Consider the following 21,937-nt stretch of genomic DNA (forward strand, 5'->3'; position numbering starts at 1 on the left):
ATAATTATTTGTTTTTTATACATATTACATAACTAGTGATAAAAGAAAACGCAACACGCCAGATTAAAATATAAGCATAACAACTTGTTTCAAAATTATATAAAATGAGCACTGCATCACACTTCTTGTCTATTTTTTAGCACCGTTCATCCCATTTTTGGTCTACTCATCTACCCGAATCGGCTAAGGTTGCGCCTCGACAATTTTTATTATTACCAGTCAGAAAGAACATCTACTTATAGCAAAAGAAATTAATTCTTAATTTGCAATCACGAGTGATATCCCCATGTTTAAGCCACTTCCAAAAAGCGCCTTGGCTGCATTTGGCTGCTTTTTGTGTTCGACTACTTGGGCTATGGATAGCAATACAACGACCACACAGCGTGAAAGCGCTGTCATGGATGCGAAGGCGGGTCACCTGAGCGAGGCGATTAATCGCCTTGTGCAATTGCATGCGCAATCTCCGGAGGATAAGCGGGTGATCGCGGATTTGATGGTCTTATTGCGTCTGGCAGGACGTAACCGCGAAATCGAAATACTGACCCAGAATCTGGTGCCATCATCCCAAGCCGATACGCCATTGCCCGACTATGCGCTGATGACGTGGGCGTCCGCACTGCGTGATGTGCAACAGTTTGGCAAAGCACAACAGATCTTGGCGGTGAGCAAAGACCGTTTAAGCATGAAGGCTCAAGTGCTTTATGCCGTGGTGAGTGCCGAGGCGGGGCAATCTGAAGTCGCAACCGCAGCTTTACCTGTGGTCGATGCACAGCTGGATGCCAGCGATTTAGCGCAAATGGCCTATGTCTGCCGACTGGCAAAGCAGCCTTCGAGAGCGCTGGCCTTTTCGATTCAAGCACGGCAAAAAGACCCTAATCAGGCACAGGCCATTCAAGAGTCGGTGTATGCCTTGTCCAGTCTCAATGCCACTGCGGCAGCGTATACGCTTGCGACCGCGCATCCAGCGTTATTTTCAGTGGAGATGATCAGGCGCTTACGCACCGATAATACAGTGATCAAGCTGCATGATGCGATGCAAGAGCGCACGCGTCTAGATGATCAGCATGAGTTTACTACACGTAATCAATCACTTGATGCGGCATTAACCGAGATAGAAACGAACCTCAAAGATTTTCCTAGAGACAGTAACCAGTATCGTCGCAATGAATTTGACCGAGTGTATGCGCTACGGTTACTTCATCGTATGCCCGAAGCGATTCAGGCTTATCGACAGATTGACGGGGATGAAACGCAGTTTCCACCTTATGCCCGACGCGCGGTGGCGGATGCGTACTTAGCCCAGCAGCAGCCTAAAGTAGCGGTTAGTATTTATAGTGATTTGCTGAAAAGCCAGAATGATGCGCCGTTATATTTAAGCCTCTATCACGCATTGATTGAGGCGGAAGACTATAAGCGTGCCGCAGAAGTGTTGAATACCGTTAATAAAGTGACGCCTTATGTGACCGCGCCTGAAGTGGTGGGCGGTGCACCGATGGCCAATTGGGAGCGCTTGGATGTTGATCAGGCTGTGGCGATTGATGCAGCGTATCGCAATGATCTGGCGAAGGCCGAGCGGCAATATGCCGATTTGGTACAGCGTGCACCGAGCAATGTCGGCATCATCGATGACTATGCGACGATTCTGCGCTGGCGTGGCTGGCCGCAGGCGGCTGAACGGGTAACGGCACGTGCTGTCGCGATGAAGCCTGATGAGCCATTGACCCGTATGAATGTGGCCAATAATGCCCGTGATCTTGAGCAGACTGTGCGTTGGGGAGAGTCCATCACCTTATTGCACAGTCAATTTCCTGAGAATCCCGACGTTCAGCAGAGCTATGTGGCTTGGCAAAATCGTGCACGACCATCGATCAGTAGTGAACTGGTCGTGGGCAAGAGCACGGGTGCCGACAACGAGGCAATCAATATTCAGGGTAGCCGTGATCTGGACTGGGTCACACGGATCAATACGCCGTGGGTATTACAGGACTGGCGTGGTTTTGCCCAACTGGATAATCGCTGGTCAAATATCAATAGCGAAACGGTTCGTGATAATCGGATTGGGGCTGGGGTGGAGTGGGGCAGTCAGCGTAGAAATGGTTGGCTGATGCTGAGTCAGCAGTATGCTGGCGATGGGACCGGCAATCATGCTGGGGTGAGTGGCGGTTGGTCTCAGTGGCTGAATGATCACTGGCAATACGCACTCAATGCATCCAGTGATTCTGCCGATACGCCTCTACGTGCTATGGCTGCGGGATTGTCGGCATGGGATGCCAGTGGCAAGGTCACATGGCGGCAGAGCGAGTCTCGCTCAGCTTACTTAGGACTTGGTGTAATGGATATTTCGGATGGTAATCAGCGCCAGATGGTGTCACTGGGGGGATCACAGCGTTTGTTTGGCGGGGATCACTATGTGACAACCGGAGGCATTGACCTCTATAACGAGCACAACAGTCAGGCGGGTGGGGTGTATTACAACCCCAGTCAATTATTCAGTGCGGCACTACGGTTGCAGCATGATTGGGTGACGTGGCGTGATTATGATCGATCATTGACACAGAACTTCCAGATCGCAACCGGTATCAGTCATGAAGCGGGTTATCGCAGTGCGGCAACCATTGATCTGACCTATCAGCATACATGGCAATTATCACGCGAGTGGAAGCTGCACTATGGCGTGCTCTGGGGATCACACACCTATAGCGGTGATCGTGAGGGGCGCTTGGCGGCACTCTTAGGCTTTGAGGGAGTGTTCTGATGCGTATTCTTCATAACAAACGCCTGTGGCAATGGCTGCTGTATCTGAGCGCGATTGGTCTGTATACCGTCTGTGGTTTTGGGTTGGTACAAGCGCAATCTGACAATGCAATCGCTGGTACAGCCGATCATACCGTGCAGATTCCTCAGGATCAGTACGTGGTACTGGCCTTTCATGATGTGCGTGAGAATTTTAGACCTAGCGTTGATCGTGATCCCTATGCGATTGATGCCGGGCGGCTGGCGCATTTCTTTGACTGGATTCAAAGTCATCATTTGCAGCCCGTATCGCTACAGCAGATTCTTGATGCACAGCAAAACAAGCAGGCTTTGCCCAAAAATGCAGTGTTGCTGACTTTTGATGATGGTCCAGAGAGTCACTTCAAGACCGTGTATCCGCTGCTCAAAACCTACAATTATCCCGCGCTGTTTGCACTACAAACTGGCTGGATCACGGGGCAAGTACCAAGCACGGCCTATGGCCCTAATGGCTTTGTGACGTGGGCGCAATTGCGTGAGATGCAGGCATCCGGGCTGGTTGAGTTTGCGACGCATACACATGATTTGCATCGCGGGATCATGGCCAATCCGCAGGGTAATCTTGAACCTGCTGCCATGACGAGACTTTATGATCCAGCCACTCAGCGTTATGAAAGCGATGCTGACTATCGTCTGCGGATTCGTAATGACCTGACTTTAAGTGCTTATCTGATTCAAAAAGAGCTTGGCATCAGACCACGTGCTGTGGTGTGGCCTTATGGGGCAATGAGTGAGTTGACCCGAGAGATCGCGGCGTCTGCGGGATTACCGATTTCTTTTGCACTGGGCGATGACCGGATTAATCAGGTACAGGATATTAAAGTGCCTCTCTCGCGTTTACTCGTTTCTAATAATCCTAATGCGGTGCAGATTGAACAGCAGATCGATGATGTGCTGCTGCGCCGACCTGTGATTCAGCGTGCGGTGCAAGTGGATCTGGATGATGTCTATGATGCTGATCCGGCGCTGATGGAGGTACATTTAGGCAAGTTGTTGGATCGTATCAAAGCTCTGAATGTCGGCACTGTTTATCTCAAGGCATTCCACGACCAAGACAACAGCGGTGTGGCCTCTGCGCTTTATTTCCCCAATCGCCATCTGCCGATGCGTGCCGATCTGTTGAATCGCGTGGCATGGCAATTGCGCACCCGATCTGGGGTGAATGTCTATGCGTGGCTGCCACTATTGGCTTTTCAATTGCCGGATTCTGCACAGCAGCAGAGGCTGGAGGTGCATAGTGCCAAGGGTAGTGCGCTGAGTCATCGTAGTCGGCTAAGTCCATTTCTTCCTGAGACTGTGCAACTGGTTGGGGATGTCTATGAAGACTTGGGGATCAACGCCTCAAGCTTAAATGGCTTACTGATTGGGGAGAATGCCCAATTGGCGGTGGCCGATGATGACCGACGCTGCAATATCGAGGCGCGCATGCCGAAAACAGATCAGCCGCTGGTGAATTGTCAGCAGCTCCCAGCGGCAAATAAGACGATGGCACTGATGAATTTTGGTGATCTGGCGGTCGCACGGTTTAGTCGTTATCGTGATTCGAGTAATCGCTTTCGTGTCGCACGCAAGATTGATGCGCGCGTGGTACTGAATCCTGCGCTGGAGTCGCAATTTGCTCAATCCTTGCCTGCATTCTTAGCCCATTACGATGAAGTCGTTTTGGTCACGTTGCCACGCACAGAAGAAGGTGTGGCACTGGTGCCTCAGCGCTTAACCGCGCTGGTGACTGCTGTGGCTAAGATTCCGCAAGCCCTAGATAAGGTCACCTTTGAATTGCCAGCCAAAGATGGACGCAGCAAAGAATGGGTCAGTAACCAGAAGTTGCAAAAACAAATGCAAATGCTGGCGCAATTCGGCGTGCGCAATCTTGCTTATTACCCCGATGACTTCCTGCATAACCTGCCGCACTTTGATGCGTTGTTTGGTGGCATGAGTCTGAATCAGTTTCCCGCCTTCTACAAAGACCCGCAAGTCGGCGCCGTTGCTGATCCGAAGCAGAAAGGAGTGAGTCCATGATGAATGATCTCCTTGCTTTTTTTGCGTCGGTCTCACTGCATGATCTGATGTTTGGTTTTGTCTTCTATTACCCATTGGTCATGTCTTGGGTCTGGATTTTTGGCGGGTTATTTTTCTATTTCCGTCGGGAGTTCAAGCGTCCCAAGCTGCCTGTTTTCACCGAGGCCCCCGGCTGCAGTATTTTGATTCCTTGCTATAACGAGGAGGAAAATGTCCGCGAGACGATACGCTATGCACTGGCCACGCGCTATCCCAATGTTGAGGTTATCGCTATCAATGACGGCAGTCGTGATCGTACTGGCGAGATTTTGGATGAACTGGTCCTGACCGAACCGCATCTGCGCGTGGTGCATCTGGCGACGAACCAAGGTAAAGCCATTGCGCTGCGCGCGGGTGCAATCAGTAGTCCGCATGAGTACCTGATCTGTATTGATGGTGATGCCTTGCTGCATCCCGATACGACGAGCTGGATGATGCATCACTTGACCTCAGGACCTCGTGTGGGTGCCGTGACCGGCAATCCGCGTATTCTCAATCGTTCAAGTTTGCTCGGCAAGATTCAGGTTGGGGAGTTCTCTTCGATCATTGGCCTGATCAAACGCGCCCAACGTACTTACGGGCAGATCTTTACCGTATCAGGTGCGATAGCTGGTTTTCGCCGGACGGCGTTGCACCGTATCGGCTACTGGAACGAGGAGATGATCACCGAGGACATCGACATCTCGTGGCGTTTGCAACTGGACGCTTGGGATGTGCGCTATGAGGCGGAAGCGCTGTGCTACATCTACATGCCAGAAACCTTGCGTGGCCTATGGAGTCAGCGTTTACGTTGGGCGCAGGGCGGTATTGAAGTACTGCTGCGCCATACCACCAAGCTGCTTCACTGGCGCAAGCGCCGCTTCTGGCCTGTGGCACTGGAGTACATTTTAAGCGTGGTCTGGGCCTATGGCATGTTGTCGGTATTGCTACTGTTTCTCATTGGCTTGTTTGTCGATCTGCCGAAGTTCTGGCAAGTGGATAGTATGGCGCCGGAGTGGTGTGGGCTATTTTTGGGAATTACCTGTTTGATTCAGTTCTTACTGAGTTTATGGATGGATCGACGCTATGAGCGTGGACGTTTGCTGCGTAACTATTTTTGGGTGATCTGGTATCCGCTGTTGTATTGGATGCTATCGATGCTGACGACAGTCGTTGCTGTGCCCAAAACCCTACTGAAGAAAAAAGGCAAACGTGCGCGTTGGGTGAGTCCCGATCGCGGTTTGCATTCACATGACCAGGAGTAACGAATATGATCTTATCTAAAAACGTAAAGCATCTTGATGTTCCCCAATTTATTGACCGCCCCGAGTTACAGAGTCAGGGTCAGCGTACAACTTCTGCGGTGCTCGCCATGATCGGCTGGACATGCTGGCTGTATTTGTTTTTGCCGCTGTTAACGATTGGTGGCTGGCTGGTGAGTTATCGCCGTGTCGATCAGTATATTGTGCAGAATCAGAATGGATTTTATGAGCAAGTGAACTTGCTGGTACCGCTGGTCGTGATTATGGGGTCACTCTTATTATTATGGGCGACTTATAACTGGATGCGTTTTCGCGGTGAGTCTCGTCGTGTGGCTTCGCGAAATGCGACAAGCCAAGAAATCGCAATCCATTTCGCGATCCCCACGCGTGTGGTAAGTCAGGCACAGCATTGTCGCGTCAATGTTTTTCATTTTGATGAGGCGGGTGGGGTAGTGGATATTGTGGGTGATGTGCCTGTGGTGCAACCGATAATTCGTCCCCAATCCAAGCCAGAGCGTGTGGCTGTCGAGCAGGCATAGGCATTATAAGATTGAGGCGAGACGGAAAATGCTGTAATGCGGGGTTGATATGCTAGTATTTTTTGGCTTAAACCGATAAGGACATCCAACAGGTAGCTTTCATGGCAATCCAACAAAAAATTGAACTGGTCGAAGAGATCCTGTCGCCGTGGGCTGCGGTGATGGGTGATATTTATAGTGGTTATAAAAATCATGTCTATCGCATGATTAACTTCTGTTTACAGCTTCGCGATTGCGCGCCTGAAGAACAACAAAAGATCTTTATCGCAGCTTGCTTTCATGATCTGGGTCTTTGGTCAGCGGGCACCTTTGATTATCTGCCGCCTTCCGTCTTGGAGGCTCAGAAGTACCTGGGGCAGCATGGCCTAGAAGTATGGCGTGAGGAAATCACGCTGATGATTGATTTGCACCATCAAATCCGTCCCGATAACAATCTCCAATATCCTCTCGTTGAAGTCTTCCGCAAGGCCGATCTGATTGACGTATCGCTGGGTGTGATCAAGTTTGGCTTACCCCGCGCCACCATCAAACAGGTCAAAGCGGCTTTTCCCAATGCGGGTTTTCATCGCTTTTTGGCAGTTGGCGCGACACAGTGGTTTTTAAAGCATCCACTCAGTCCGCCCCCATTCATGAAGTTGTGAGGGCGGATGCTGAAGTGTCTTTATGACTTAGTCCGTGACAAGGTAATACGTGAGTCCCGTTGCAATAGCATTGTAGGAACCCGTTTGAACAACAAAGGCATGATGATCATTCGAGGTATGGAAACCACTGAGCCCATAGCTGACTTGACCGTTGACCTTTGGAAGTGACGGAGAAGTATTTGCTCGGGTCAATGTAGAGCCTGTGTAAATATCGTAGGTCGGATCGTATGATGCTACTATCCCAAAGGTGAGGTATTCACTCATAACAAGCGTTTCTTGTCCCGTTGATGATTGGCTTACCGATAGAATACTCCCTTGACCCGTTGTGCCCCAAGCGACATAAAGCGCCCCTTGGTAACTCAGATCAGAGGTTTTGAAATAGGCACCACTGTTGGTAAAGAATAAAGATTGATCGAGTGAGAGCCACAGGCTGGGTGTGGTATTGGCAAAGAAGTAGCCACTACCTCCAAGAGGCGCATGCGTTGACCCTGTGAATGTTCCCGTCGTTGGATCCACGTTAAAAGAAAAGAGTTGCACAGGATTTGCGCCAAGTGAGAGCGTGAAAATCTTATGATTTAGATCCGAGTATGCCCCAACGGTTGTTCCGTAGATACTATTCGGCGCGTTATAAGTTTGCAGGATTTGACCCGTGCGAGCATCAAGCTCAGTAAAAGCAGGAGTTACCCATTGCCCACCGGTCTGGCCCGTGAGGTAAACATGACCCGCATTGGTTAAAAAGAGATCGGTTTGAGAGCCATTGGTTGGACTGGTCTTGAGCAGCGCTTGTGTATTCACATCAATCAGGCTGACTGTCCCTTCATGTAATACCGCAGCCAGCTTGCCATCAGGACTCAAGGCTAGAGATTTGACCGCACTAGGAAGAGTAATGCTGGTATCCACATGGGTGCTCGGATCAACAACATGGAGTAGGTTCGGGCTAGCAGAAACCACCAAAGCTTTGTCTAAATTTTTACTATATTTAGTCTGCTGGGGTTGGTAATTCAGTTGGACCACTGTGGCGGCATTGGTCACGCTCGATAGGGAGATGGTTTGCGAGTAACTATTGCCTTTGACGTCGTTTCTCACAAGGAGCACGCTATAAAGACCATTGACGTCTGGAGTTAATTCCACGGATTGACTGCTGGGGTTTTTAATCGTTGCGGTGCTGGTAGAAGGCTTCCCTGCTATGGTCCATGTATAACTCTTAATCGCGTTACCTAGACTTGAATTGGCGGAGCCAGTGAGCGTTAAAAGTTTGCCTGTCTGAACGGTGATTTGCTGATTACTCTTCAGGACTGTTGTGCCAACTGTCAGATCCCCATTCGGTATTGTTGGTGTTGGTGTTGGTGTTGGTGTTGGTGTTGGTGTTGGTGTTGGTGTTGGTGTTGGTGTTGGTGCTGGTGTTGGTGTTGGTGCTGGAGTCGGTGTTGGAGTCGGCACTGGTACAGCGGGATCATCTGAGCCGTTGCCGCAGCCTGCAACAGTCGATACAACAGTAGTTATCAAGAGGGCTTTGATCAAAGTATTCACAAGTCTTGCTCCGGTATCATTATAAAATTTATGTAAAACAATGTATTACTAATAATCTTTTAAAGAAAAACATAAAGCGTAATGAATGAAAATTGATCATAAGTCATTCATCATTTTTATCCAATCAGTTCATAATGTGATTTACCGAGAGAATCGTGACATATTGTGTCGTGTGCAGATGAGTGCAAAGTGCAGTCTGAGAAATGAGAATAAAGGATTAAAGAAAGGCCAGAAATCTACAATGGCTAAAACACTGATCTATAAGTGTGAAACAGCTATCAGCCATCCAAAGTCTGAGTGGCAAGAGATTTTAGTGTAGAGATCGGTTATTAATATTGCTTGCTACTTTGAATCTACAAAGTAGCTCAGGCAGGTGTGATTCGAAGAGATTCCTGATTTTAATCAAATACTAAATGGGCGTATCCGTCTATCCGTCATACACCCTTAATTATACATTAAGTTTCATCACCAGCATTCAACCCCACCCTGAGCAGATGAATGCGCTGCTCAGCCAATTCCACTACCGTAAAGCTCACATCTCCGCGCGTTACGACTTCACCAACGGTGGGCAGGCGTCCGAGTTCATTCAGGATTAAACCTGCAACGCTGATATAACCTTCATCATCCAGTAGATGATTAGTGCCGAGTTCCTGCTCAAGCTGATACAGGTCAGCACTGCCTTTTACCAGCCATGTGCGCTCATCCTGTTGGATGACATCAGGAGTTTCATCTTCGTCGGGAAACTCACCGGCAATCGCTTCAAAGATATCGAGCGGCGTAACCAATCCTTGTACCGAACCAAACTCGTTGGTGACAATCGCAAGACCGCCTTTGGAGTTGCGCAGGATATTGATCAGTTTTAAAACTGGCATGGTTTCAGAGACAAAGATGGGCCGTTGATAACCAACCAGATCTGCGATATTCAAGTCATGATCAAGGATATCAATCAGGTCTTTGGCACGCACCACACCCACGATCCGATCCAATTGATCGCGACAAACCGGAAATAGACTGTGCGGCGTATCCAGCAGTTGTTCACGGATACGCTCGGCAGTACCATTGATATCGATCCATGAGATATCGGCGCGCGGGGTCATGATGGTGCGAATCGATCGCTCACTTAAGGTCAGTACGCCGCTGACCATATAGCGTTCTTCCTCATCAAAAGCGAGCGCTGGCGATGGATCATCAAAGCTGGAAGGCGTATCGCGGCGACCACCCATCAGGGTCAGGATCGCATCTGCCGTACGGGCACGTAATGGCAGGGCATCGGTATTCTTATTGAAATTACGGATACGCCATTGATTGAGTGATTCGATCAGGATGGAGAAACCAATCGCCGCGTACAAATAACCCTTCGGAATATGCAGACCAAAACCTTCTGCGATCAGACTAAAGCCAATCATCAATAGGAAGCTTAAGCACAGCATGACCACGGTTGGATGCTGATTGACGAAGCGGGTCAGGGGTTTTGAGGCAAGCAGCATGACACCCATGGCAATGATGACGGCGACCATCATCACATAGATGTTATCGACCATCCCCACAGCGGTAATGACGGAGTCCAGTGAGAACACCGAGTCAAGTATCACGATTTGGGTAATGACTGCGCCGATACCTGCATAGATGGGATTTTTATTTTCTACGTAGATCTTGCCTTCAAGCTTCTCGTGCAACTCCATGGTGGCTTTCCACACCAGAAACAAACCGCCGAAAATCAGAATGAGGTCCCGGCCCGAAAAACCAAAGTCAGCGATACTGAATAAGGGAGTGGTCAGCTTCATGACCCATGACATGATCGACAGCAGACCCAAACGCATGATCAGCGCCAGCGCAAGACCGATACGGCGTGCTTTATCACGTTGGTGAGGCGGAAGCTTGTCGGCCAAGATGGCGATAAAGACGAGATTGTCGATACCGAGCACAATCTCTAGAACGACTAAAGTGGCTAAACCCACCCAGATTGACGGATCCATTAGAAATTCCATATCTGACCTCTATTATGCGTTGAGGTTTGATTGAGCATGAAATGGAATTTCTGCGTCTGTCGACTGGGAGGATCATTGTCCATGAAAAAAATGTGCCTATTCGATTAAAAAGAAAAATTAAAAAAATCAGGCCTGATATCAGGCTCATATGTCTTTCATTGTCTAATAAGGAAGGGTTTATTTCTAGCAGGATTGATGGCTCGATCCGTAATGATATGTAAAAAGCGCACGATCCATGCATGAGCTTACGAATCAGACATCCCACAGTCCTCCATAAGATCAATGGATTAAACAGCACAACATTGCGCCGATGAGCAGCGGTAAATTTAATTTGTATTATTACAATTTATAGCATATATTGATTATATGTGTAATTAAATGGTCTAATGTTAAAGACCCCACCAACGCTATAGTGGTGACTTCCCATGAACGCATCCAAATTAGAACTGCATCCCGCTCCCCTCGCCAGTACCCATGAGGTCTTTAATCAGACACCGCCGCTGGTGGATTACAACGCCTTTGAAGGCGATACTGCGCTGAAAGAAGCGGTAATACGTGCTGGAGCGGCATGGGCGATCCCAAAAATCTCAGCCCATGGTGCTCGCACAGGCAGCAGTGAGGTGATGGAGTGGGGCTATCAGGCCAACGAATTTAAACCGCAGTTCCATAGCCATGATCGCTTAGGCAATCGTATCGATTTGGTCAAGTACCATGATGGTTACCATAATCTGATGGCACTGGCGTTGGAGTCGGGTCTGCATGCCGAACCGTGGATCGATCCTAAACCGGGTGCTCATGTGGCCAGAGCTGCTATGAATCTATTGCAAGGTCAGGTGGATGCGGGTCATGGCTGCCCAGTGACTATGACCTTTGCATCTGTCCCTGCGCTGGAGGGCAGTCCTTTGGCGGCGGAGTGGTTGCCCAAGATTTTGACCAAAGGCTATGACCCACGCAATGTGCCGTATATGGAAAAACAGGCACTGACCATCGGCATGGGTATGACCGAAAAACAAGGTGGCTCAGACGTGCGCGCCAATACCACTCATGCCTATGCACTCGGTGCTGAGGGTGAGGGTCAAGCCTATGAGTTGATCGGTCATAAGTGGTTTACCTCTGCGCCGATGTGTGACGCGTTTTTGATGCTGGCGCAATCTTCAGGCGGTTTATCGTGCTTTCTCGTACCGCGTTGGCGTCCTGATGGCAGCAAGAACCCTGTGCAAGTCCAGCGCCTGAAAAACAAAATGGGCAATGTGTCGAATGCCTCGTCTGAAATCGAATTGCGCGGTGCACTGGGCTGGATGGTTGGCGCAGAAGGGCGTGGTGTTCCGACCATTATCGAGATGGTGGGGATGACCCGCTTTGACTGTATGGTCGGTTCAACCGCCAGCATGCGTCACGGCGTGGCTCAAGCGATTCATCATGCGGCGCATCGCCGTGCTTTTGGTGATCTGCTGATTCATCAACCTGCGATGCAGAATGTATTGGCGGATCTTCAGCTTGAAGTCGAAGGCGCACTCGCCATCACCATGCGTATGGCGCAGGCTCTGGACAACCCGCAAGACCCCTATGAAAAACAGCTGTTGCGCCTAGGACTGCCTGCAGGAAAATACTGGATCTGCAAACGTAATCCCAACCATGCCTACGAGGCGATGGAGTGTATCGGTGGCAATGGGGTGATGGATGATTTCATCATGGCGCGCCTTTATCGGGATGCGCCCATCAATGCCATCTGGGAAGGGTCAGGCAATGTACAGGCGCTGGATATGCTGCGTGCGATGGCCAAAACCCCAGAAGCCGTACAAGTCTGGTTTGCCGAATTGAATAAAGCAAAAGGCCAGTATGCCCTTCTAGATCAAAAGATCGTGGCGTTGCATCAAGAATTAACAGACCTAAATGACATGCAATATCGGGCACGCCATATCGTTGAGCAGATGTCCTTGACGATGCAGGCCAGTTTGCTGGTCCAAGCGGGGAATGCGGTGGTGTCGGATGCTTTTATCCAGTCACGTCTCGGCGCGCATGGGGAGCGTAACTATGGCACGTTGCCGCGCGGCATTGATTGTGCCTATTTGATCAATCGCGGTAACCCGCTCACCGCGTGATTGCTGCCCTAAAAAAGAATAAGGAAAACCACTATGAATCAACGTACCGCAGTCACCTCACTTTTTAGTCGGGAAGAGATTGATCTTTTGACGAAAAAGTCCGATTGGATGGGTGCTTATGCCATTGGCTTTACATGGGCGGTGATTACACTGACCTTCGTCGGGCTGAGCCTTGCATGGCCTATCCTGAGTGCGCTGGGTATTTGGGGGGTAGCCGGCAAGGTGCTGATTAGCATCCTCGCCTTGATTATTTTGGGGGGCAGACAACTCGCGCTGGGGATTCTCACCCATGATGCGGCCCATGGCACCTTGTTTAAAACGCCATGGCTGAACGATCATTTGACGCAATGGCTCTGTGCACGTCCTGTGTGGAATAACTTATACAATTACCGTCCTTATCATTTAAAACACCATGCCAAGACCTCGACGGTTGATGATCCTGATTTGTCCTTGGTTGCGGGTTTACCGACGACTCAGGCGTCCCTACGCCGCAAGTTCCTGCGGGATATAGCCGGTGTGACGGGTTTGAAGTTTATTGTTGGTCGTATTCTGATGGATGTTGGCATCTTTGAGTGGACGGTGACCAATGAGATCACGCGCCTACCGCAAGCAGGTCGCAGTTGGTGGTCCTATCCGCTCACGTTCTTGAAAAACAGTAGCGCAACGATCATCACCAATGGCGTGTTGTTCGGGCTGCTGTGGTTATCGGGTCATCCTGCATTCTATCTATTTTGGCTATTGGCCTATATCACGCCGTTCCCGTTGTTTATCCGCATCCGTTCCATGGCGGAGCATGCGGCGATGGAGACGACAACCGATGTATTCCGCAACACACGAACCACCGAGGCAGGCTTTATTGCGCGTGCGCTGGTTGCGCCGATTCGGGTAAACTTTCATATCGAACATCATTTGATGGCATCGGTCCCGTATTTTCGTCTGCCGCATATGCATCAGCTCCTGCGTGCTCGGGGTTATGTACCCGCGCCGCCGACTTATTTCGAAGTACTGAGAATCATGTCGAGCCGCGCGGCTAAACCTACGGTTTAAAAACAAGAAATAGGGTCTTCATGACCCTAAATAAAAAGAGGAAGATTGGCGTTATGTTTGTTCGTTGCAGTGAAGTGTTGTTATACGCGGCATTTGGTTTTTTGCTTTTTCTGCTCTATCAGGCTTTTGCCTATCATCACAGACCCTTTTAGGGTAAATGTAGCTGGTCAGGGTTTTAATTCGGGATAAAGCCATTCTGGCGCAACTTAAGCCAGATGACTTTGCCCACCTGATCAAAGTGACGCACAACGCCGAAGAATTGATTACGCACGTCAGGATCAACCCAAGGCAGCGGCAATAATGGATCAAACACCACTTGATGAATCGCGGCACGTCCGAGAATCAATGACTCTTGGGCGGCGGTTTCCAGATCAAGTTGATCTGAATGCGCAATCCAGCTTTCCAGTTTTTTGCTTAACGCTGCATAGCTTTTGGTCAGTGCTTTGCCATCCCATAGCTGTTTAATCTGTGCTTCAACCGCAGTTTCAAAATGCCCCGATGTGGCAACGATGGCGGTTTGCTCTAAGCCCAGATTACGCAACTTGTCGATGATGAGATTAAGGTCGCTGCCGATATTATTGGGCCGGATATAGTAGCCCTTGTCGAGTTCCCGAAAACCGAGCATTTTCAGCGCGCGCTCGCGGCGAACTAAAGCGGTGCGGTCAGTGCGACCCAGGGTCGCGGTAAAGACGGTGATATAGTCGCCAGTCCATTCCCGCACATTGCGATCTATGGTGCGCCACGCGGCAATTTCCCCAGCCAACTCAATGGCATTCGGTCCCAATTGATAGATCCCACGTTCGACACTTTTGATTAGACCATCTGCCAGTAAGCGAGTTAATGCCACGCGCGCGCTGGTCTCACCAATCTGAAATAAACCACAGGCAGCAACTGCTTCCTTAGAGGTCAGCGGTTGACCGTCACCAGCGAGTAGAAGGTCAAGAATCAGTTTGCGTGGGGTAATCTTCATCAAGGGCGTTAAAATATAAGAATATTATCTAGCATAACATAGCTGTGAAATTTGCAAATGCGTTGATGTAACGTGACCAACCCCGCGCAAATTTTTATATTTTTCTGTCCAGTCATGTTGTTTCAATTGCGGTATTTTTGTACAAAAATATTGCGTATTTCAAGGACTAGGCGTAGATTCGAGTCGATCGTGTGACAAATTTCGCATTAATAATAAGACTGGTGATGGATTTTTTTCTGCCATATAAGACGCGTTAATTTGAATTTCTGATCTGGCAATCACAACTCCAGCAATTTATTAATTGGAAACTTGTCCTGTGCTAGAGATGACGGCAGTTGCACTGCGCAATGGTTGTCCTCTTGAATCGGCTTTTTGAGCCGTGGGCTGATGGTGTTTTTATAATGATAAATTGACGGAGTATATTATGGATAAGTTCTGGTGGCTGACGCTTGGGCTGTTAATTGGCTGGATCGTGCATTGGATTTTCAATATTCTGTTTTGTAAATGCAAATGCACCAATGAGAATTGCAGTAAGCACGGCACTAAAAAAAATACCCCCACTCCCTATAATCCGACCCCTCGTTCTGATTTCAAACCGAGTGCACCCGCACCCACAGTACTTCCTGTCGTGACGGATGCTGCATCTGAACCTCCTGTTGTTGCTTCGGTTTTGCCTGCTGCGCCTGTGTCCGTTGCCGCTGCTGTGCTACCCACGCTCGCCGCTTTTCTCAACAAAGACGGTACTGATAACCTCCAAGTCATTGAAGGGATCGGTCCGAAAATTGGTGAGCTCCTGAATGCCGCCGGTATTCATCGTTTTCACGAACTGGCGACTACACCTGTTGCAACGCTTGAAGGAATTTTGAAAGAAGGCGGGTCGCACTTTCAATTGGCCAATCCTCGCACATGGCCTGAACAAGCCGCACTCATTGCCAAAGGCGACGTTGCCGCATTTGAGCAATTGATTGGCGAGTTAAAAGGTGGCGTACGGACTTAAGCGTCCATCCAAGGCTCAGGAGAAATCAAATGCTTAACTATCATAATTGTTGTGAACCTGCACGGCCTGCATGGTGCAATTGGGTGCGCTGGATTGTGGCGGTCATTTTATTGTTGCTATTGTTACGCGGTTGCTGGATGCAAAAACATGAGGTCGTCCCCGCAGCAACTCCGACAACCGCAGCCGAAACTGCCCAAGGGGTGACCTTTGCTTCAGAACTGAAGGATGGTCACGTGACATTAACTGGAGTCGTGAAGGATCAGGCAACTAAAGAGGCTATGGTTCAAGCCGCTACAGCCCAGTATGGGGCGGATCATGTGACGGATCAATTGACCATCGACGCTGCAGCCAGTAATCCCAATATTGATCTGAGTAAACTGTTTGCATGGCAAAAATCAGCAGGTATTACCGGTATCGCGATTCATGACAAAACGGTGCAGCTGACAGGTACGGTCGCGGATGATATTGCCAAAGTTGCTCAAGGACAGGTTGCACAGGATTTATTCGGTGCAGGTTATCGCATCGACAATCAATTGCAGGTTGCGGCAGTGAGCAATATGGCCAAAGACTCGGCGTGTGCAGAAACTTTGAAATCCAGTATTGAGTTTGCTTCAGGCCAGTCTGTATTGGCTGCCAAAGGCAAAGAAATTCTCGATCAAGTATCGACTTGCTTAAAAGAAGGTCGCTTTGAGGTTGCAGGGCATACCGATAATCAGGGCAATGCACCCAGCAATCAGGCATTGTCCGAAGCACGTGCAGCCAGTGTAGTGGCATATCTCACGAAGAAAGGCATTGCAGCGGATCGTATGGTGGCTAAAGGCTACGGTCAAAGCCAACCGATAGCCAGCAATGACACCGCTGTAGGTCGCCAACAAAATCGCCGCATTACCTTTGTGGCGCTGCCGTAGTCTGATCTGGTCCATAAAAAATACCCCTTGATGGGGTGTTTTTTATGGGTGATCAGTCACATCTACGATGGGAATTTGCATGTTAAGTGCAACGACATAGCCGATAACGGCACGGGCGGCTTCGGTTTCCGTAGTGGGTGAAATGTAATTGTCACGATAGTAACCGTGCTTCATACAGGCAAAGCCAATATCAATAGCCAGTTCAGCGACATCAGGTTTGGTGGGGAGATAGAGCGGGCGATCCAGAGAAGCAAAGGTGTTATGAATTTCCTGACCCACAGCATTCAGTGCAGATTTTTGTACCAAGTGAGCTGCTCTGCTGGTGGATCGGCCGAGCAGCAGAATACTGGCTGCTGGCGTTTTGTTATAGAAGACAGTTGCTTCGTGAATCATAGCGACGATGACTTCTTGCCATGATTTATGGCGAATGGCTGGGGTCAGTTGGATCAGTAGTGTCCGCAGTTCTCCTAGATACAGCTTAGAGAGATGGGTGTACAACACATATTTGCTGGGAAAAAACTGATAAAGACTAACTCTCGGAATTCCTGCTTCTTTGGCAATTTCAGAAATCGAGGTTTCTTCTGGTCCGAGGCGTTCCAGCATGGCGACGGCTGCGGTCAGCGCTTTGGCGACGCGTTGTTGACTCCGCTCTTGCAAAGGCATTCTGCTCTCGGGCAATGGCTTTGCTGCAAGCTCTTCTTCAGGCGTGTTTATAGACGTGCTTGTCTCTAAATCCGACACGTGTTATATTTTCCTAGAAATGCTACAGGTGTCGGATATTTTAGTCGAATCGGCATCAACAAGCAATTGAGGAAATCTCAGGTGTGGCAGTATTTCAGAGGTGTTTAGAAAGTCTATTTGTACATTTTTGAAATATTTTCATCCAGATAAAAAATTAACGGATTTTGTGATCGGGCGTAATGAATCCGCCTAGAGGCTTGTACGTATGTCTACGATTGGTGAGGGAATTCAGTTTCCCCCTGTAAATAAAGGTCAGTCTAGCTCAACCACAACTGGTAAGGTGATTGTTGCGACTGCATTAGAAAGCAGCAATTTGCAAGCGGCAGAGGCAGTGCGCCGCGATAAGCAGTGGCGTAAGCAATACCCTGCGCATTTTCGGGCGCTGGTCGAGTCGGGGATTCGTTCCCCTAAAGCGGCGATTAACATTGCAAGGAGTGGCTTGGCGGAAGCTTGGAAGCAGTTTGTTTTTATCCGCAACCATCAGCACTACGCCCTGTCCGAGGCGATGCGTACATTCCAGACGCCTGCATTCAAAACCATTGAATTGCACGGCGCGGGAAGCCCAGTCGTGGCCGAATGGGCCGTGCCTTATCATGGAGAAATGCTGCATGGCGATCGATTGCGTCAGCAAATTGGGCTCTGGGAGCGCGATGGCATTGTCGAACCCAGCCATGCCGATGCGCTACGCCGTGTATTGGATCATCCGGAGTGGCTGGATTTATCGGATCGCACCATGGTGCTGTTCGGTGCAGCCTCTGAGGCCGGTCCGCTCACGTGGCTTGCGCAGTGGCGCGCGAATATTGTTGCCATTGACCTGCCCAATCCTGTGGTTTGGGAGAAAATCGTCAAGACGGTACAACGTGGTAATGCCAAGCTTTTCTTCCCGGTTCCAATCGATACAGAAGACAAGCTGAGCACGAAAGTTAGTGATCTGGTCAAAATCGCGGGTGTAAATTTACTCATCCAGCCTCCAGAAATTGCGACATGGCTTAAAGGGTTTGAGCAGCCGCTTGATCTAGCGGCAATCGCTTATTTGGATGGCGAACGTCATGTCCGCGTGTCGATGGCGATGGATGCCGTGATGAGTGAGGTGAGTCGTGCCAAGCCGGACTCCAGTCTGATGTATATGCTGACACCAACGGATATCTATGCCATCAACGCGGAAACAGCAAATGAGGCAGCGGCCCGTTTTGGCAAGCGACCATTGGTGCGGCGCGTTCTAACCGACGCGATTCATGTGGCACTGCTTAAGAATTTTTTTGTACCCAATACCGATGCGCTGATTCGCTCGGAAAATGGAAAGTCATATGGAGTTGCCGATTGTCTGGTGATTGAGCAGGGGCCGAACTATGCCTTGGCGAAACGCCTACAGCAGTGGCGGGCAACGCTAGCGCGCCATGAGGGGCAGCACGTCTGTTTAAATGTGGCACCGTCTACCATGACGCATTCGGTCATTAAAAATCCAATCTTAAAATCAGCTTTTAATGGCGCCGATTTGTTTCAGGTCGAGGCATTTGAGCCTGCAACCACGAATGCCATCATGGCCGCGATCTGGGTGCATGACCTACGCTGTGCAGACAGCGCCGCCAATCCGGCAAATCCCCTTGATCACCCTCTGGAGCTAATCAGTGAAAGTGCCAATCACGGCGGGCTCTGGCGTGTTCCTTACCTTGCTCGCAGCGCATTGCCTTTTTCAGCGGTCTATGGCTGGGTGAAAGAAAAAGTCAGACTGTCATGAGAAGGTCCGTCGGACATGACGCAGTGAAATTAAATGCGATCATTTCTAGCGAAAAGTTTGGATACGGCTTATTGATGGTTTATGGACAATCCCTGAGCCATTAATAAGCAGCCCAAATCAGCGGGGAGACACTGCTGATTTGGGCCAAGCCGAGGTGATGTTGTTCTTATTATCTAGTTATTTTTATTAGATCTTTCTAGTTGTTCAAAAAGCCGTCATTACCCTAGCGAGACTTTTTTAGTTTAGCGTCAGAAAAAATGGCGCAAAGTTTTAGATGTCGAGCACATACGGCTCGTCATCTTGTACTGAGATGGGTTTATCCCAAATCATGTTTTGTTCCTGCACAAACAACAGGTTTGAAGACGTGCTCAAATGGGATTCTTCAACGGTATATCCGCGGTTGTCATCCATCAAAAAACGCTCGTTCATCATGCTGCTCTTCCTAAAACTGAGCAAAACAATGAGCTTCACTCATCATTTCGCTCGATTGAGATCGATCTTTATGCCAAAGGATTAATAAATAATTCTGCTGGCATTTTCTGCAAGCGCGGACAGGGGCGTTGGAAACAGATGGCGGCAATGGACGTTATATTGAAAAGTCCAGAACTTGTCCCATAAGTCACAGTACGCAAGGCAAATATAGCGAATCTGATCATATTGATCAGACGTGGCACCTTGCATGAGTGCGTACCACAGATCATCTTCATGATCATCATCCGCAGCTTCGGTTCCCTGATCAGTCGTGACCCCATGCACATGGTAATAACCATCGGTCACATGTCCACCGATTGCTTTGACTGACTCTCTTAAAGGCGGGCTATACAGAATGACTTGTTCTTCAGCCACAGCCAGTAGCGCAACCACGCTGTTATAGTTGGGGAAGCTGAGTTCAAGAAAGTTGCGTACATCCGCAGCAATCTGACTGGGGATATGATGCAGACGCTCACGATCCGAGACCCCTAAATCATCTAGCACTTTTTCAAAGAGTGGATAGTGCGCATAGGCCGGGTTACCCTTGTAATAGTTCGATTGGTCATAGCCCGGCTGAAAACCAAATTCATCTAAAATATTGAGTGTCAGCAAAAATCTTGCAGGCATTTTGCTACCTGGGCTTAAGCGCGGCTCAAGCTGGCGCGTTTGGAACTGCGCCATGAGCAATGCATCCGTAAATATTTGTACGATTGCATGTCGGTATTCAAGATGTATCGTCTTGACTGCGTCTAAGCTCAACAAACCCTGATTAAAGACATCAATGATCGGATTGCTTGCCAAAGCATGTTGTTTTATCTCGGCTTTCAAGTCCGATACGAATTGTTTATTAGAAGCCCAGACTGATGTCGAGACGCTTGCCCTCAACGCTTCAATAGCGTTTTTCCTTGGATCATCAACGATTATGGTCATATTTAATTTCTATCGATTAATAAATATTATGTGATGTGAGTCTAAACTTTGCGTAAGATTCAACCTGAAAAGGTTACTAATCTATACAGACCTGTCTGTCTCATACTATGTATAATTGTTATAGTATAGTCAACTGGTTTTTACGGTTATGAAGGATAAAAATTGAATAAAAAAACTAAGCAAGAAGACATTCTTGAAACGGCGCTACTCTTATTCTCGGAGCATGGTTATCACGCTGTCGGCATTGATCGGATCATTGCAGAAGCAAAAATAGCCAAGATGACGTTATATAAGTATTTTCCGTCGAAAGAATTGCTCATAGAGAGCGTTTTATTAAAACGCGACTCACTATTACGTGCAAGCATCTTGGACGCGGTGAACAAAGCCCAAGATCCCATTCATAAGCTCAAAGCGATCTTTGATTGGTATGAGGTTTGGTTTAAGAGCATTCAGTTTCATGGCTGTATGTTTATCCGAGCGTCGGAAGAGTTTCCTGATGCTAAATCAAACATCAGAACGATTTCCCAGAATCACAAGATGTGGCTGACCGAGCTGATGCAAGAGAGTCTTGAAGAAATTGGCGTTGAATCGCCGCTTGAGGTTGCCTCTCATTTGCTGGTCATTCTGGATGGTCTGACGGTGAAATTAACGATGTTTGATAGCCCAGTGGTAAATCAGACCGAAATTGCATGGAAATATACCAAGCAGGTGATCGAGAGTAGTGTGGCTTTACCCAGTTAAGACCATTTATAAAAATTTAATCTTCTCGTGTTCTATGAGGTGATTTTCTCATCAGAATGGGTAATAAGCAGGCTGCATGTAGGCAAGGCATTGATAAAATGAAGATAAATTTAATAAAAAACAAGCATTGTCGATCTTTTTTTCTGCTTCCGATCGATGCACACAAAGTCTTACAAGATTGTGGCTGGTTGTTTGAAGCAGAGCAGCGTATCAGCCCCAATGTGGTGACTTTTCTTGAGCAAGCCTTATCGCTTCAGAAACAAGAGTCACATCGAAATCTTGACGTTTATCGAAGTGATGACATCAAAATGAACGTTTTTTATGACGATAATCATTTGATTGAAGAGATTTATATCCGTTTGCATGGCGTACGGAATTATGTGTTTTTGCGAGACATTTTACTGTCGGCTGAACTTAAGTTGGCATATGGGGCAACGGTATTCGACCCTAATCATACCTTGAACTCTAAGTATCTATTGTGATGAAAGCACTTTAAAAGAAG

General features: G+C 48.6%; 18 protein-coding genes. 12 read left to right on the forward strand and 6 right to left on the reverse strand.

Annotated elements, in window-relative coordinates; translation table 11 throughout:
* Positions 1-286 precede the first annotated feature (286 nt).
* From pgaA to ACLHG7_RS05325, 5 genes are all read left to right on the forward strand, one after another.
* A complete protein-coding gene (pgaA, locus tag ACLHG7_RS05305; protein WP_410209995.1) occupies positions 287-2,755 on the forward strand; it encodes a poly-beta-1,6 N-acetyl-D-glucosamine export porin PgaA in 2,469 nt (822 codons plus the stop codon).
* Positions 2,755-4,812 carry a poly-beta-1,6-N-acetyl-D-glucosamine N-deacetylase PgaB gene (pgaB, locus tag ACLHG7_RS05310; RefSeq protein ID WP_410209996.1) on the forward strand — a complete coding sequence of 686 codons (2,058 nt, stop codon included), beginning with the start codon at positions 2,755-2,757 and terminating at the stop codon, positions 4,810-4,812. Before pgaA ends, pgaB begins: the two co-directional genes overlap by 1 nt.
* Positions 4,812-6,095, forward strand: a complete 1,284-nt coding sequence (gene pgaC, locus ACLHG7_RS05315; protein ID WP_410210390.1) for a poly-beta-1,6-N-acetyl-D-glucosamine synthase — start codon at positions 4,812-4,814, stop codon at positions 6,093-6,095. The genes pgaB and pgaC overlap by 1 nt, the downstream gene beginning before the upstream one ends.
* A gap of 5 nt (positions 6,096-6,100) precedes the next feature.
* Positions 6,101-6,631 (forward strand): poly-beta-1,6-N-acetyl-D-glucosamine biosynthesis protein PgaD, encoded by a 531-nt coding sequence (pgaD, locus tag ACLHG7_RS05320; RefSeq protein ID WP_410209997.1) that lies wholly within the window; start codon positions 6,101-6,103, stop codon positions 6,629-6,631.
* Positions 6,632-6,732: 101 nt separating this feature from the next.
* A complete protein-coding gene (locus ACLHG7_RS05325; RefSeq protein ID WP_410209998.1) occupies positions 6,733-7,272 on the forward strand; it encodes a phosphohydrolase in 540 nt (179 codons plus the stop codon).
* Positions 7,273-7,299: 27 nt separating this feature from the next.
* Here the strand turns inward: ACLHG7_RS05325 and ACLHG7_RS05330 are convergent, their stop codons facing one another.
* Together ACLHG7_RS05330 and ACLHG7_RS05335 are read right to left on the reverse strand one after the other, a co-directional pair.
* Entirely contained in the window at positions 7,300-8,802 is a 1,503-nt protein-coding gene (locus tag ACLHG7_RS05330; RefSeq protein ID WP_410209999.1) for a YncE family protein, read from the reverse strand.
* Between the two features lie 455 nt (positions 8,803-9,257).
* Positions 9,258-10,790, reverse strand: coding sequence for a TerC family protein (locus ACLHG7_RS05335; protein ID WP_410210000.1), 1,533 nt, complete (start codon positions 10,788-10,790; stop codon positions 9,258-9,260).
* Positions 10,791-11,215: 425 nt separating this feature from the next.
* Between ACLHG7_RS05335 and ACLHG7_RS05340 the strand changes: the two genes are divergently transcribed.
* Together ACLHG7_RS05340 and ACLHG7_RS05345 are read left to right on the forward strand one after the other, a co-directional pair.
* The gene (locus ACLHG7_RS05340; protein WP_410210001.1) at positions 11,216-12,892 is read left to right on the forward strand and encodes an acyl-CoA dehydrogenase family protein; all 1,677 of its coding nucleotides are present in this window, start codon (positions 11,216-11,218) and stop codon (positions 12,890-12,892) included.
* Positions 12,893-12,925: 33 nt separating this feature from the next.
* Positions 12,926-13,939, forward strand: coding sequence for a fatty acid desaturase (locus ACLHG7_RS05345; protein WP_410210002.1), 1,014 nt, complete (start codon positions 12,926-12,928; stop codon positions 13,937-13,939).
* A gap of 175 nt (positions 13,940-14,114) precedes the next feature.
* On the opposite strand, the gene ACLHG7_RS05350 is transcribed toward ACLHG7_RS05345, so the two are convergent.
* Positions 14,115-14,909: a PaaX family transcriptional regulator gene (locus tag ACLHG7_RS05350; protein WP_410210003.1), complete on the reverse strand. Its 795-nt coding sequence runs from the start codon at positions 14,907-14,909 to the stop codon at positions 14,115-14,117.
* 424 nt (positions 14,910-15,333) lie between these two features.
* On the opposite strand from ACLHG7_RS05350, the gene ACLHG7_RS05355 reads away from it, so the two are divergent.
* Positions 15,334-15,906: a hypothetical protein gene (locus ACLHG7_RS05355; RefSeq protein WP_410210004.1), complete on the forward strand. Its 573-nt coding sequence runs from the start codon at positions 15,334-15,336 to the stop codon at positions 15,904-15,906.
* Between the two features lie 29 nt (positions 15,907-15,935).
* The gene (locus ACLHG7_RS05360) at positions 15,936-16,814 is read left to right on the forward strand and encodes an OmpA family protein (RefSeq protein ID WP_410210005.1); all 879 of its coding nucleotides are present in this window, start codon (positions 15,936-15,938) and stop codon (positions 16,812-16,814) included.
* Between the two features lie 42 nt (positions 16,815-16,856).
* Here ACLHG7_RS05360 and ACLHG7_RS05365 read toward each other — a convergent pair whose 3' ends face one another.
* Entirely contained in the window at positions 16,857-17,555 is a 699-nt protein-coding gene (locus ACLHG7_RS05365) for a TetR/AcrR family transcriptional regulator (protein WP_410210006.1), read from the reverse strand.
* A 205-nt stretch (positions 17,556-17,760) separates the two neighbouring features.
* On the opposite strand from ACLHG7_RS05365, the gene ACLHG7_RS05370 reads away from it, so the two are divergent.
* Positions 17,761-19,293 (forward strand): hypothetical protein, encoded by a 1,533-nt coding sequence (locus tag ACLHG7_RS05370; RefSeq protein ID WP_410210007.1) that lies wholly within the window; start codon positions 17,761-17,763, stop codon positions 19,291-19,293.
* Positions 19,294-19,563: 270 nt separating this feature from the next.
* On the opposite strand, the gene ACLHG7_RS05375 is transcribed toward ACLHG7_RS05370, so the two are convergent.
* Both ACLHG7_RS05375 and ACLHG7_RS05380 read right to left on the reverse strand, forming a co-directional pair.
* A complete protein-coding gene (locus ACLHG7_RS05375) occupies positions 19,564-19,725 on the reverse strand; it encodes a hypothetical protein (protein WP_410210008.1) in 162 nt (53 codons plus the stop codon).
* Positions 19,726-19,806: 81 nt separating this feature from the next.
* Entirely contained in the window at positions 19,807-20,694 is an 888-nt protein-coding gene (locus ACLHG7_RS05380) for a hypothetical protein (RefSeq protein ID WP_410210009.1), read from the reverse strand.
* A gap of 162 nt (positions 20,695-20,856) precedes the next feature.
* Here ACLHG7_RS05380 and ACLHG7_RS05385 point away from each other — a divergent pair, with 162 nt between their 5' ends.
* Positions 20,857-21,435 (forward strand): TetR/AcrR family transcriptional regulator, encoded by a 579-nt coding sequence (locus ACLHG7_RS05385; RefSeq protein WP_410210010.1) that lies wholly within the window; start codon positions 20,857-20,859, stop codon positions 21,433-21,435.
* A gap of 98 nt (positions 21,436-21,533) precedes the next feature.
* Positions 21,534-21,917: a hypothetical protein gene (locus ACLHG7_RS05390; RefSeq protein WP_410210011.1), complete on the forward strand. Its 384-nt coding sequence runs from the start codon at positions 21,534-21,536 to the stop codon at positions 21,915-21,917.
* The last annotated feature ends 20 nt before the right edge of the window (positions 21,918-21,937 follow it).

The organism is Aquirhabdus sp. (genome assembly GCF_046462495.1).
GTDB lineage: Bacteria > Pseudomonadota > Gammaproteobacteria > Pseudomonadales > Moraxellaceae > Aquirhabdus.